This is a genomic window from Kineococcus sp. R86509, assembly GCF_042466365.1.
In the GTDB taxonomy this organism is placed as follows: domain Bacteria; phylum Actinomycetota; class Actinomycetes; order Actinomycetales; family Kineococcaceae; genus Kineococcus.
In genome coordinates this window covers 170,677-183,648 of sequence record NZ_JAXHCE010000001.1, presented here as the reverse complement: position 1 = coordinate 183,648, position 12,972 = coordinate 170,677, and the positions used below count along the sequence as shown (strand labels likewise).

Sequence of the window (12,972 nt, the reverse complement as noted above, 5' to 3'; positions counted from 1 at the left end):
CGTCCCCCTCGTCACGGCTACTCCCGCGGTCCGGGGAGAGTGAAGGGGACTTGATGGTTGAACGCCGTGACGACCCCCGCTGTTCCGCGACTTCCGCACTCGGAGTGTGGAGGTCATGTGCGCAGCGAGGTTGATTGGTTACTCAGCGTACTGGATCGGTACCTCGGCGTGCCTGCTGAACCCCGGCGTCCACATCTACCCTCGACAGGAGCAACGCCCCCACCACGAAGAAGACCAGCAACGCCATCAGCGCCGGGCGGTAGGAACCGGTCAGTTGCGCGACCAGCCCGAAGACCAGTGTGCCCAGCCAGCTCGTCCCCCGCTCGCCGGCCTGGTAGAGGCTGAAGTACTCCGCCTCCGCCCCCACCGGCACCAGCCGGCTGTAGAGCGAGCGCGACAGGGCCTGCGTCCCCCCGAGCACCACTCCGATGAGCACGGCCAGACCCAGCCACGTCGGGAACGCACCCCGTGGGACCCCGAAGGCGATCACCACGACCACCGTCCACAGGCCCAGCCCACCCATGACGGTCCGCTTCGCCCCGAACCGACCGGCGAGGCGGCCGAAGAGCAGCGCCCCGAGGAACGCGACGCCCTGCACCAGCAGGATCGTGGTCAGCAACTGCGCCTGGCTGAAGCCGAGCTCCTCCTGGCCGTAGACGCTCGCCGCCGCGATGACGGTCTGGATGCCGTCGTTGAAGATCAGGTACGCCACCAGGAACCGCAGCACCTGGGGGTGGGCCGGCAACCCGCGCAGGGTGGCGATCAGCTGGCGCACCGGCGCCGTCAGGGACCCCTGCGCACCGGGCGCGAGGTCGAGCACCGGGCGGGCCGGCAACCGCCGCAGACCGAAGAACGGCACGAACGTGAACAGTCCCCACCACAGCCCGGCCGAGGCCAGCGAGACCCGCACCGCCCACTCGTCGTCGAGACCGAAGGTCGACGGCGTGGACACCAGCAGCAGGTTGATCGCCAGCAGCAGGAAACCCCCGAGGTAGCCCGCGGCCCACCCGCGCGAGGAGACCTCGTCGCGGTCCTCCGGGGCCGCGACGTCGCAGAGCAGCGCGTCGTTGACCACCAGGGAGCAGACCAGGCTGACGACCGCGACGAGGGCCAGCAGGACCCCCAGCCACCACCGGTCCCCACCCATCGCGACCATCGCCGTCCCGGCCGCCGCGCCGACCCAGGCGAAACCGGCCAGCAGGCGGTGCCGGTGACGGCTGCGGTCGGCCAGCGCCCCCACGAAGGGCAGCACCAACGCCGCGAGGATCGTCGCCAGGGTGATCGTGTAGAGCGCCAGCGAACCCGGGGCGATCGGCAACCCCAGCACGGACAGGGTGCGGGTGCAGCCGTCCGGCGCCTCCGGGCACGCCGCCCGGCGGGCCAGCACCGTGAGGTAGGGCGCGAACAGGACCGTCTGGGTCGTGGTGACGAACGCGGAGTTGGCCCAGTCGTAGACGTACCAGGAACGACGCGCCCGCCCCAGGGCCGGGTCGAGCGTCGTGCTCACGAGGACCACTCACCGCGGGCGAGCAGGACCTCGCGCAGGACGTCGGCGCGGTCGGTGATGATCCCGTCGACCCCGAGGTCGAGGAGAGCACCGATCTGCACGGCGTCGTCGACGGTCCAGACGTGCACCTGCGCGCCCGCACCGTGCACGGCGTCGACGAAGCGCCGGGACACCACCTCGACCCCGTTCTGGTGCACCGGGACCTGCACGGCGTCGACCCCGGCCAGGGCCCGCCGCACCAGCGGCGGGGTGCGCAGACCGGTCCCCACCAGGGCCAGGGCGGTGGAGCGCGAGGACGCCGACGTCGCCTCGGCCCCGCCGACGGCGGTCAGCGCGGCCCGGCGACGGTCCTCCGCGAACGCCGTCACCAGGACCCGACCGTGCGCCCTCGTCCGACGCAGCACCGCGTCCAGTCCCGGGATCGCCGAGGTCGTCTTCACGTCGAGGTTGAACCGGGCCTGCGGGAACGAGCCCAGGACGTCCTCCAGCCGGGGGACCGGTTCCCGCCCGGCGATGCGGGCGCGGCGGACCTGCGCCCAGGGCGTCCTCGCCAGTTCACCCCGCAGGTCGGTGACCCGGTCCAGGCGCTCGTCGTGGAAGGCGAGCAGCTCACCGTCGGCCGTGGCCCGCACGTCGGTCTCCAGGTAGCGGTACCCCAGCTCCACCGCCGCCGCGAAGGCCGGCAGCGAGTTCTCCAGCCCGGCGAGCTCAGGGGTGGCGGAGAAGCCGCGGTGGGCCATCGCGATCGGTCCCTCCCACGCGCAGAACGCGTGCCGGGCCGGCGGCCGGGGAACCATCAGTCGGTGAACTCCCAGTGCCACGGTTCGAACTGCCCGCCGCGGTTCTGCGCCCACGCGGGGTTGATCCAGCCGTAGAGGGCAGCGTTGCGGTCCATCCACAGGTGCTGCGGCGAGCCGGCGTTCTGGATCCCACCGCCGAGGTCGACGGCGATGCCCAGCCCGTGACGGCTCGTGCCCGGCGTCGCGGCGAGTCCGGGTTTGCGCTGCTTGACGTCGATCTGCTCGGCCAGCGTCCGGTAGGAGTCGGTGACCGGGATGTTGGTGCCGAAGGCCTCGGCGTAGGCGGTGTTCAGCGCCGCGAACGCGTTCGCCGCGTCGGAGCGCAGGACGTGGTTCGGTGCACTCGCCAACGGGCACAGGGCACTGCGGGGGATGAGCCCGTTCGCGTACCCGGCGAGGCTGATGTCGGTGTTGCAGTCGCCGACCGCGCCGTAGCCACCGGAGGAGGCGGCGGCGAGGGCCGCGTCGGCCTGGGCCTTCGCGGTGGCCAGGTTGGCCGCGCGTTCGGCGTCGGAGTTCGCCGTGCCGGCGGCGGTGCTCTGCAGGACGGCGAGGGCGGCGACCTGCGTGCGCTGCTGGGCGAGCAGGCCGTCGGCCTGCTGCTTGGCCGAGGTGGCGATGTCGGCCTGGGTCTGCGCCTCCAGGCGGGCGGCGGCGGCCTTCTGGGTGGCGTCGATCTGGTCGCGCTGGGCCTGTTCGTAGGCCTCGACGGCGTTGCTGCGGCCGTCGCCGATGCGCTTCACCGAGGCGAGGGCGCTGGCGGTGTCGTCGGTCGCTCCGCCCCGTAGGACGTCGACCAGACCCGAGTACTCCCGCAACCCACCCGCACCACCGCGGTAGGACGACGCCGCCCACTGCCCCAGGTCCTTCTTCCCCTCGGCCAGGGTGATCTCGGCCTGGCGCAGACGCTCCTGCTGGGCCGCCTCCTGGTCCACGGCGGCCCGCCGTGCCTCGTCGGCCTGCTGGAAGTTCTCCAGGGCCGTGCTGGCCTGCTTCGCGAGGGCGTCCAACTGCGACTGCGCCGCGTCGAGCTGGGACTGCACCTGCGCGGCCTGCGCCGCGGACGCCGCGGCCTGGCGCTGCGCCTCGGCGAGCTGCTGCGGGGAGGGCGTGTCGGTCCCGACGGAGATGGGGGTGATGGTGGCGGGCGTGACGGTGACCGCCGTCGCGGGCGCGACGACGCCCAGGCTCAGGCAGCTGCTGCCGACCACCGCTCCGGCCAGGAGCAGGGTCGCGCGCAGTCGCTGCGAGCGGCGGGCGGGGCGGGCCTGCGGTGAGAGCACGTCGTGCACGTCCAGTGTGGTCGGGGGCGCTGGCCCGGTGTGGCTGCGTCGGAGTCGTGTGGAGGTCCGGTGCGGACCGTCGGGCCGGACACTACCGTCCGCAACCTCGGCACCACGAGGACCCACACGTAGCTGTGGACAACGAACGTGACCAGCATCACAACCCGGAGGGATGATGATTCGTCACGTTCCGCATCGTTCCAGACGCCGTGGTGCCATCATCCGGCGGTGCCAGCGCCCCACCCCGAGACTCACCCCGACGGCCACGTCCTGGACGCCGTGGCCCGTGCCGCGGCCGACGACGCGGGCGGCATCGACCCCGCCCTGCTCGGCGACTTCCTCGACGCCGTCTGGGGTGCCGTCGTCGAAGGACGACGGCTCTCCACCGCGCGCACCGCCCGCTACCGCAGCGTCGGGGAAGGGGCCGCGACCTCGGGCGTGGCGTTGCGCGCCCTGCTCGACCTCTACCTCTCCGCCGCGTGGCGGCTGTGGCGGCACCTCCCGCCCGTCGCCGCCGCGCACGCGGACCCGGACGGGGTCGTGACCGCCGGAGAGGTCGTCCTGCGGGCCACCGACGACGCCGTCGCCTCGCTCACCGAGGGCTACCAGCTCGCCCGTCGCCAGCTCGTGCGCCGGGAGGAGTCCGACCGCCGGGAATTCGTCGACGACCTGCTGGCCGGCACTGCCGACGTCAGCGGCCTGCTGCGCCGCGCCCCGCGCTTCGGCCTCGAGCTGACCGGCCCGCACGCCGTCGCCGTCGTCCGCGCGCAGACCCCCTTCCGCGACGGCAGCCCCCAGCTGGCTGTCGTCGAACGCCGCCTGCAGGGCAGCGTCGCCGACGCCGACCCGCTCGTGGCGACCAAGGACGGCGCCCTCGTCGTCGTCTTCGCCGCCCCCGACCGGGCCGCGGTCGACGAGGTCGTCCTGCGGTTGCGCGACGTCCTCGGTCCCCCCGACCGCACCGCCTGGCGCGCCGGCGTCGGGCGTCCGGCCGCGGGGGCCGCGGGTGTCGTCGGCTCCTTCGAGCAGGCCCGCCGCGCCCTGGAGCTCGGCCGCCGCCTCGGGGCGGGGGACCCGGTGGCCGACGCGGCCGACCTCCTCGTCCACGAGGTCCTGCTGCGCGACCCGGGCGTCGCCCGGGACCTCGTCGAGTCGACGCTGGCCCCGCTGCGCCAGGTGCGTGGGGGAGTGGAACCCGTCCTGGCGACCCTGGAGGCGTACCTGGACTCCGGCGGCAACGCGACCGAGACCGCGCGGCGGGTGCACCTGTCGGTGCGGGCCGTCACCTACCGCCTGGCCCGGGTGCGCGACCTCACCGGGATCGATGCGACCCGCGCCGAGCACCGCTTCGGGCTGCAGGCGGCGGTGCTCGCCGCCCGGGCACTGGGCTGGCCGGGGGAACGCGCCTGACGACCTTGCCGGATGTCGGCAAGGAAGAGCCGCCAAATCGTCCAATTCTCGACTCCGCTTTGCCATCTTTCGGCAGTCATCATGGGTGAAAGCGACAAACGTCGTCACGAACCCTCACACACCGGGAGATCACAGTGGACCTGGGGTTGAACGTCCCCTTGTGGGCCTGGCTGGCGCTCGGCGCGGTCATCGTCGTCATGCTGGCGATCGACCTGCTGTCCCACCGTGGAGCCCACGTCATCGGCTTCCGCGAGGCGGCGATCTGGAGCACTGTCTGGGTCGCGATCGCGCTGGCCTTCGGCGGCATCATCTTCTGGGCCTACGGCGTCGACGCCGGTACCCAGTACACGACGGCCTGGTTGCTGGAGAAGAGCCTCTCCGTCGACAACCTCTTCGTGTTCGCGCTGATCTTCGGGTACTTCAAGGTCCCCCGCGAGTACCAGCACCGGGTCCTCTTCTTCGGGGTCTTCGGCGCCCTGATCTTCCGCGCCATCTTCCTCGGCGTCGGCGTCGCGGTCGTCGAGCGCTTCACCGTCATCCTCTTCGCCTTCGGCGCCATCCTGCTGTGGTCGGCCTGGAAGATGCTCAAGGGCGACGACGGCGAGGAGAGCGACCAGAGCAACAACATCGGTGTCCGGATGCTCAAGCGGGTCATCCCGCTGAAGGACGAGTACCACGGCACGAAGTTCTTCATCAAGGAGGCCGGCAAGCGCTACGGCACCCCGCTGCTCGCCGTCGTCGCGGCCATCGAGGCCGCCGACCTGATCTTCGCCGTCGACAGCGTCCCGGCCGTGCTCGCGGTCTCCAGCGAACCGTTCATCGTCTTCTCCTCCAACGCCTTCGCCATCCTGGGGCTGCGGGCGCTGTTCTTCCTGCTCTCCGGTCTGCTCGAGCGCTTCCACCTGCTCAGCAAGGCACTGGCCTTCATCCTCGCCTTCATCGGCGTGAAGCTGTTCTTCCAGGCCGGGCACGAGGTCATCAGCCCCTCGATCCCGCACATCCCCACCTGGGTCAGCCTCGGCGTCATCGTGATCTCGCTGACGCTGGCGATCGTGCTCAGCCTGCGCCACCCGGCACCGGCCGCGGTGGACGGGGACTCCACCCCGGAGTCCACCGACGAACCCGCGGGGGAGCCGGTCGACAAGCACTGAACCGCAACGCCCCGAACGCCCGTCCACCCCTCCCGGTGGGCGGGCGTTCGGCCGTCCGGGCAGGGTTCCTCGCGCGGGCTCAGGTCGGAGTCGGTGTACGCCGACAACAGTGACTGACCGTCGAGCCCAGCGGCGTCAGGAATGGAGCCCTCCCACCGTGAAGCAGTTCTCCTGCGGCGACGTCGTCGCCGGGTGCCCGCGCACCTTCACCGCCCACGACAGCGACTCCATCCTCAACGAGGTCTCGGGTCACGCCCGCCACGACCACGGGCTGCGCGACGTCCCGGCCGAACTCGTCGGGCAGGTGCTGCTCGCCATCCGCGAGGTCCGCTGAGCCCGGCCCGGCGCTGCGTGGTGCACTTGCGCCCGTGCGCACCCCGCTGTTGACCGCCGCCGCCGCGAGCTACCTCGCCAACTGCGCCCTCGGCGCGGCCGTCGCCACCCGGGTCCTGGACACCTCGGGGTTCCGCTGGGTGCACCACGCCGTCTACGTCGCGACCGCCGTCCTCACCGCCGCCGCCGGGGCCGAGCTCGCCCTGCGCCGCGACCGGGCCTTCTTCCGCCTCCTCCCCGCGGCGCTCCCGCTGCTGGCGATCCCGGCGGTACCGGCCCGCACGCGCTGGCACCCCGTCATCGCCGGCAGCGCCGCCCCCGCCTACGTCGCCGCCCTGGCGAGCTGAGCGGCCGTGGAACTGCGCGCGGCGATCGCCGCCCGACGGACCACCAACGGGGCTTTCCTGCCCGACCCGGTGACCTCGGAGCACCAGCGGATCCTCATGGAGGTCGCCGCCCGGGCCCCCTCGCAGCTGAACAGCCAGCCGTGGCGCTTCGTCCTGGTCGAGTCCCGCGACACCATCGCCGAGGTCGCGCGGGTCAGCGGCGCGTCGATGACGACGGCCATGGGCAACGGGACGTTCTTCGAGCGCTACAAGCGCTACTTCCGCTTCAGCGCCGAGGAGATGGAGAGCAGCCGTTCGGGGATGCTCTTCGACAAGCTCCCCGCGCCGTTGCGCCCCTTCACCCGCAGCGTGTTCACCCGACGCGGGCAGTTCGTGATGAACCTGCTGGGGGTCCCGCGCAAGCTCGGCCGCCAGAACCGGGACCTGGTCGCCGGCTCCCCGCTGCTGCTGGGGGTGATGCTGGACCGCGCGGAGTACCGGCCGGGGGAGTTGTCCGGCTTCTACTCGCTGTTCTCGATGGGGGCGGCGATGGAGAACGTCTGGCTCTCCACGACGGAGCTCGGCCTGGGGATCCAGTTCGTCAGCTTCCCCATGGAGGTCCCCGGGGCCTGGGAGACGCTGGTGGACCTGCTGAAGGTCCCCGACGACCTCGAGCTGATGGCCGTCTACCGGATCGGCTACCTCCCCGAGCAGGCCCGTCGGCCGGTGATCGACTGGTCGAGCCACGAACGGCGGCGGGTGTCGCAGTTCGTCTTCCGCGAGGACTGCCGCACGCCCCAGGAGGGCTGGGACGCCGAGAGCGGTCTGTAGGGCGTGTCCTGCGGATCAAGAAGACGGCTGACATCGAGTCGGCGTGATCGTGCTTGCATGCGGTGGGAGAACAACCGCTGACGCCTTCGAACACTTGTGCGATCATGAGTGCGTCGTTCGGGAAAGTGGAGTCCACCAGAGTGGTGTACGACCACCCCCGATGACGGGCGTGGCTAAGACGTAGAAGGCGGCCACCGCGTGATGCTTCGACCTGAGTTCCCACTCAAGACCGAAGAAGGACCACGCGATGACCGCCAACCCCATGATGGACCCTCCCCGCTTCGTCGACGAGCAGCTGGCGCAGGCGAGCCCAGACCTGCTGCGCGAGCTGATGTCAACTTTCATCAACACACTCATGTCCGCTGACGCCGACGCCGTCTGCGGAGCTGCCTACGGCGCTACGAGCCCGGAGCGGGTGAACTCCCGCAACGGCTACCGCCACCGCGACTTCGACACCCGTCTGGGCACGATTGACGCCGCGATCCCGAAGCTGCGTTCCGGGTCGTACTTCCCGGACTGGCTGCTGGAGCGACGCCGCCGCGCTGAACGGGCCCTGACAACCGTCGTTACCACCGCCTACCTACTGGGAGTCTCGACGAGGCGGATGGAGAAGCTCGTCGAGTCGTTAGGGATCACGAGGTTGTCGAAGTCGCAGGTCAGCGAGATGGCCAAGGACCTCGACGTCCAGGTCGAAGCCTTCCGCACGAGGAGACTTGACGCTGGTCCGTACACGTTCGTCGCTGCCGATGCGCTGGTGATGAAGGTCCGTGAGGACGGCCGCGTCGCCAACGTCCACGCGATGCTCGCCGTCGGGGTCGACGCCGACGGTCACCGCCAGATCCTCGGCCTGCAGACCTCCAGCGCGGAGGACAGCGCGGGCTGGTTGGGGTTCTTCCGCGATCTCACCGCCCGCGGCCTGAGCGGCGTCCGACTCATCACCTCCGACGCCCACGCCGGCGTGGTCGCAGCGATCGGGGCGCCCCTGCCCGGCGCCAGCTGGCAGTGGTGCCGGACGCACTACGCCGCGAACCTCATGTCGGTTACACCGAAGACGTTGTGGCCTTGGGTGAAGACGTTGCTGCACAGCGTCTACGACCAGCCGGACGCGGACTCGTTGCACGCCCAATTCGACCGCCTGTTGGACGCCGTGGAGCAGAAACTGCCGAAGGTCGCCGCCCATCTGGACGCGGCCCGCGCCGACGTTCTCGCGTTCACCGCGTTCCCGAAGGAGGTCTGGCGTCAGGTCTGGTCGAACAACCCGCAGGAACGGTTGAATCGGGAGATCCGCCGCCGCACCGACGTCGTGGCTATCTTCCCCGACCGCGACTCCCTGATCCGCCTCGTCGGGGCCGTCTTGGCTGAGCAGGACGATGAGTGGACCGAGGGCCGGCGCTACCTCGGCCTGGACCTGCTGGGCCGTTGTCGGTTGATCGCGATGCCCGGCGGAGCCGACACCATCGAGACCGCGTCGGAGGTGAACTCCGACCTCACCCTGCAGGCCCTGACGGCCTGATCACACGGAGCATCTCGCGGCGAACGTCGTACACCACCTCCATGGACTTGACCTTCGGGAGGTACTGGCGCAGTAGTAGCTTCGTCAGCACTCCTCGATGTGCGTCTACGGGTGGAGGTCGTGTGTTCAAGTCCTTAACCATCGGGTCGTCGCCGGTGGCGACCGTCGACCTGAACCTGATCTCCGTTGAAGCGGCGCAGGCCACGTTCACGCTGAACGTTCGTCACACCAGCTCAGCGACGCACGACGTCACCTCTGACCTGTTCGATGAAGCTGGCGCTTTCGGCGAAGATCCAGGCGGCCCAGCGAGGCTACGACTGACGTTGAACTTCTCTGACGGGCAGTCGGTGGACAACGTGTCCTCACTACAGCGGCAAGCCCCCACCAGCGGTGGTAGCGAACATTCCTCACCATCGGCCAGCGACTTGCCCCTACTGGCCGGCGGTGAAGGCGGCTCGTACATGACCGACGACGACCCGACGCGAACCGCAGAACGGACTTTCCGGCTGCAGCCGCTGCCGGCGGGGAAGCTGGTGAGCATCGACTTCCGGTGGCCGGGACTGCAGATCCCTGACACGCGCACCGGGTGGACGTAACCCTTCTCGAGTCCGCCGTGGTTCCGTCGCGATTCCGTGGTGGTTCGACTCACGTCGTGGCGCGGTTCATTGAAGGTGCAGCATGATGCAAGCGAGGATCACTTCGCTGCGGAAGTAGGCAGCGCGTTTGGCGTAGCGGGTGGCGAAGGCGCGGAACTGTTTGAGTCGGTTGATGCAGCGCTCGACGACGTTGCGCTGACGATAGATTTTGGAGTCGAAGGCGGGTGGCCGTCCACTGGTGGAGCCCTTGGCTTTGCGCCGGGCGATCTGGTCGCTCTTCTCCGGAATTGTCGCTTTGATGCGTCTGCGCCGCAGTGCTTTGCGTGTGGGGGCGTGGGTGTAGGCCTTGTCGGCGATGGACCCGCTCGACGTGCAGGCGTCGGTTGTCCGCATACCCACTGCCGCGCAGCGCGGCCAAGGCGTCCAGCAGTGGCAGCAGTTGCGGGTTGTCGCCGGCCCGACCTGGAGTGAGGATCAATGCGAGCGGTAACCCGGACGCGTCGACGGCCAGGTGCAGCTTGGACGTCAGTCCTCCGCGGGAGCGCCCGAGGTACTCTCCCTCGACCGCGAGGGCTTCGATCCAGGATGCACAGCCCCGTTACCTTGTTCTTGCCCCCAAGGTGGGGGCGCAGGCCAGCGGTCCCGGTATGACTCGAAGCCCCTGTCGTCATGATCGAAAAGGTGGTGTCACCGGGATCGCAGGGCGCTCGTGACCGCTGATAAGGACCTGGCCGCCTTCGTGTAGGCCCTCCGTAACGTGGCTGCCGGCGCGGTGTCCAGGCTGGCCTGGCAGCGGTGCGGAAGGAGCGGACGGGTGAGTCCCCTCGAGTGGTGTAACTCCGGCCCGCCTCAGGACCCGCCCCAGCGTGTCCCACCAAGCAGGTGAGGGCCACCGCGTGAAGCTCTGCGAGTACCCGCCAAGGAACTCGTAGAAGGAGATCAACGCGATGGCCCTCATGGACCAGTCTGCCCTGTCCACCCTCACCGAAGCACTCACCACTGCCGACGACGGCACCTTCATGCGCCGAATCCTGCAAGGCGCCCTGCAAGCCCTCATCGATGCCGAAGCCGAGCACCACATCGGCGCCGGCCACCACGAACGCTCAGCCGGGCGCACGACCCAGCGCAACGGCACCCGCGACCGCCTCGTCGCCACCACCGCAGGTGACCTCGCACTGAAGATCCCCAAGACCAGGACGGGGTCGTTCTTCCCGACCCTGCTGCACCCTCGCCGGCGCATCGACCGGGCCCTGCACGCCGTCGTCATGGAGGCCTACGTCCACGGCGTATCCACCCGCAAGGTCGACGACCTCGTCGAGGCCCTGGGCGCTGAATCGGGCATCTCCAAGTCCGAGGTGTCCCGCATCTGCGCCGACCTCGACACCGAGGTCGCCACCTTCACCAGCCGCCCGTTGGACGCGCAGGCGACCCCATACGTGTTCCTCGATGCGACGTACTGCAAGGCCCGCGTCGGCGGTGACCAGCACGGCAAGGGCGCACGTGTCGTCTCTCAAGCAGTCGTCATCGCCACCGGCGTCACCGCGGATGGACACCGGGAAGTATTGGGCTGCAACGTCGGAGACGCCGAGACGTTGGCGTTCTGGAAGGAGTTCCTGACCTCACTGCGCGAGCGGGGTCTGCACGGGGTGCAGCTGGTGATCTCCGACCAGCACCGCGGTCTGGTCTCGGCGATCGAGCAGAGCATGACCGGCGCGTCCTGGCAGCGATGCCGGGTCCACTTCATGCGCAACGTCTTGAGTCGGGTCACGAAGGGGCAGTCAGACGCGGTCGCGGCGATGGTCCGCACCATCTTCGTCCAGCCCACCGCGGAGGCTGTCGGTGAGCAGGTCCGCGTCGTCGCCGACACCCTGCGCGCGCAGTTCCCTGCGGTCGCGGAGATGCTGGATGAGGCCGGTCCGGACGTGACGGCGTTCGCGGTGTTCCCCGAGGCGCACTGGAAGAAGATCTGGTCGACGAACCCGATCGAACGCCTGAATCGGGAGGTCAAGCGCCGCACTGACGTGGTGGGGATCTTTCCCAACGCCAAGGCCCTGCTGCGTCTGGCCGGGTGCGTGCTGATCGAGGCCCACGATGAGTGGCAGTCCGGGGAACGTCGCTACCTCTCCGAGGCCTCCATGGCCTTGCTGACTCCGCCCGAACCCACCGTCCTGCCCACCGCCGCGGTCACCGTGAACCCCGACACGGTCACCCCGCTCGACAGGACCGCCGCCCTCACGGCATAGTCCGAAACCGCAGCGCTTCACGCGCAGGAGTTACACCACTTCACGGGACTCCATCCTTCGGGGTCCTCAGGCGGGCCGGACATGGCGACGCCGATAATGTGACCGTTCGCTTCCGCGACGGCAGCGTGGTTGTTGCTCCAGCGCTCGTCGGTCAGGGCCGCGGTCCAGAAGCCTTCTCGGGCCGCGGGGAGAGCGGGATCATCCAGTACCGAGTCAGGCATCGAACCGCGGTAGGTCTCCTGCCAGGAGGTGACATGGACTCGTGCCATCTGAGGCGCGTCGCTGGCCCATGCGCAGCGAACGGTGACCCGAGACATCTCGTCACTCTAGGAGCTCGGCCATCGCCAGAAGCGCGCACAACGCGGGATGAGCGGACGCAAGGCGAGTGGTCAGGCTGCTGTCCTAGAGGATGTGGATGACGTCACAGGGGCCGCGTCATCATGATCACCCCGGAAGGTTCCGGATCAGCGGCGGGAACGAATCCGAGGGCCTCGTAGATGCGACGCGCGGACCAGTTGTCGCCCAGCACGCCCAAGTCGACACGGCCCGCTCCCTGCGAGCGGGCCTGCTCGACCGCGAGAGCTACGAGCTGACGGCCCAGCCCTCGGCCCCGCTGTGCAGGGTCGACGAGGACGCGCCCCAACCGTACGGCGTGGTCGGTCGGAGTCAGCTGCACGTGGCCGGCCACGCCGTCGGAGCTGTCGAGCACCCATGCGGTGGCCCCGGGTCGGGCGGTGACGTCGTTCAGCTGCTCAGTGGTCAAGGGCCAGGTGAGCCAAGGACCTGCGAAGCGGTAGAGAGCTGCAGCGTCAGGAATCCATCTGACGACCGTTGCCGTGTCTGCTTCGGTGCGCTTACGCAGTCCCGCCATGATCCAACGGTATCCGGGCGGTGCGGGTGAGCTTCGTGCTCAGGTCGTGTCGCTCATCGGCAGATCCGGTCGTCGCCGACGCCGGGGCCACCGCGCACAACGCGGGAT

12 protein-coding genes and 1 pseudogene are annotated in these 12,972 nt (G+C 69.9%); 8 read left to right on the top strand and 5 right to left on the bottom strand.

What is annotated here, in order from left to right:
• Nucleotides 1–142 precede the first annotated feature (142 nt).
• Genes SJY07_RS00890 through SJY07_RS00880 form a run of 3 tightly spaced genes read right to left on the bottom strand, consistent with a single transcriptional unit; the run spans nt 143 to nt 3,590 of the window.
• The gene (locus SJY07_RS00890) at nt 143–1,507 is read right to left on the bottom strand and encodes an MFS transporter (RefSeq protein WP_380156358.1); all 1,365 of its coding nucleotides are present in this window, start codon (nt 1,505–1,507) and stop codon (nt 143–145) included.
• On the bottom strand, nt 1,504–2,304 hold the full coding sequence (locus SJY07_RS00885; RefSeq protein WP_380156356.1) for a glycerophosphodiester phosphodiesterase family protein: 801 nt from the start codon (nt 2,302–2,304) through the stop codon (nt 1,504–1,506). The genes SJY07_RS00890 and SJY07_RS00885 overlap by 4 nt, the downstream gene beginning before the upstream one ends.
• Entirely contained in the window at nt 2,304–3,590 is a 1,287-nt protein-coding gene (locus SJY07_RS00880) for a D-alanyl-D-alanine carboxypeptidase family protein (RefSeq protein ID WP_380156354.1), read from the bottom strand. Before SJY07_RS00880 ends, SJY07_RS00885 begins: the two co-directional genes overlap by 1 nt.
• Before the next feature lie 228 nt (nt 3,591–3,818).
• Here SJY07_RS00880 and SJY07_RS00875 point away from each other — a divergent pair, with 228 nt between their 5' ends.
• From SJY07_RS00875 to SJY07_RS00845, 7 genes are all read left to right on the top strand, one after another.
• Nucleotides 3,819–5,000, top strand: coding sequence for a PucR family transcriptional regulator (locus SJY07_RS00875; RefSeq protein WP_380156352.1), 1,182 nt, complete (start codon nt 3,819–3,821; stop codon nt 4,998–5,000).
• Between the two features lie 146 nt (nt 5,001–5,146).
• Nucleotides 5,147–6,151 (top strand): TerC family protein, encoded by a 1,005-nt coding sequence (locus SJY07_RS00870; protein WP_380156350.1) that lies wholly within the window; start codon nt 5,147–5,149, stop codon nt 6,149–6,151.
• Between the two features lie 157 nt (nt 6,152–6,308).
• Entirely contained in the window at nt 6,309–6,485 is a 177-nt protein-coding gene (locus SJY07_RS00865) for a DUF1059 domain-containing protein (protein WP_328296131.1), read from the top strand.
• A gap of 34 nt (nt 6,486–6,519) precedes the next feature.
• Nucleotides 6,520–6,831 (top strand): hypothetical protein, encoded by a 312-nt coding sequence (locus SJY07_RS00860; RefSeq protein ID WP_328296132.1) that lies wholly within the window; start codon nt 6,520–6,522, stop codon nt 6,829–6,831.
• A 6-nt stretch (nt 6,832–6,837) separates the two neighbouring features.
• Nucleotides 6,838–7,641, top strand: a complete 804-nt coding sequence (locus tag SJY07_RS00855; protein WP_380156347.1) for a nitroreductase family protein — start codon at nt 6,838–6,840, stop codon at nt 7,639–7,641.
• Nucleotides 7,642–7,888: 247 nt separating this feature from the next.
• Nucleotides 7,889–9,154 (top strand): IS256 family transposase, encoded by a 1,266-nt coding sequence (locus SJY07_RS00850; RefSeq protein ID WP_380156345.1) that lies wholly within the window; start codon nt 7,889–7,891, stop codon nt 9,152–9,154.
• 155 nt (nt 9,155–9,309) lie between these two features.
• On the top strand, nt 9,310–9,750 hold the full coding sequence (locus SJY07_RS00845) for a hypothetical protein (protein WP_380156342.1): 441 nt from the start codon (nt 9,310–9,312) through the stop codon (nt 9,748–9,750).
• A 66-nt stretch (nt 9,751–9,816) separates the two neighbouring features.
• On the opposite strand, the pseudogene SJY07_RS00840 reads toward SJY07_RS00845, so the two are convergent.
• Nucleotides 9,817–10,318 (bottom strand): annotated as a pseudogene (locus SJY07_RS00840) (IS5 family transposase); the annotation flags it as partial.
• A 379-nt stretch (nt 10,319–10,697) separates the two neighbouring features.
• Between SJY07_RS00840 and SJY07_RS00835 the strand changes: the two are divergent.
• On the top strand, nt 10,698–11,993 hold the full coding sequence (locus SJY07_RS00835) for an IS256 family transposase (RefSeq protein ID WP_380156340.1): 1,296 nt from the start codon (nt 10,698–10,700) through the stop codon (nt 11,991–11,993).
• A gap of 421 nt (nt 11,994–12,414) precedes the next feature.
• Here the strand turns inward: SJY07_RS00835 and SJY07_RS00830 are convergent, their stop codons facing one another.
• On the bottom strand, nt 12,415–12,864 hold the full coding sequence (locus SJY07_RS00830) for a GNAT family N-acetyltransferase (RefSeq protein WP_380156338.1): 450 nt from the start codon (nt 12,862–12,864) through the stop codon (nt 12,415–12,417).
• Nucleotides 12,865–12,972: the final 108 nt, after the last annotated feature.

Excerpts from the sequence above, each read along its gene's own strand:
- SJY07_RS00830 (WP_380156338.1), bottom strand. The coding sequence starts at position 12,864 with ATGGCGGGACTGCGTAAGCGCACCGAAGCAGACACGGCAACGGTCGTC.
- SJY07_RS00885 (WP_380156356.1), bottom strand. The coding sequence starts at position 2,304 with ATGGTTCCCCGGCCGCCGGCCCGGCACGCGTTCTGCGCGTGGGAGGGA.
- SJY07_RS00835 (WP_380156340.1), top strand. The coding sequence starts at position 10,698 with ATGGCCCTCATGGACCAGTCTGCCCTGTCCACCCTCACCGAAGCACTC.
- SJY07_RS00850 (WP_380156345.1), top strand. The coding sequence starts at position 7,889 with ATGACCGCCAACCCCATGATGGACCCTCCCCGCTTCGTCGACGAGCAG.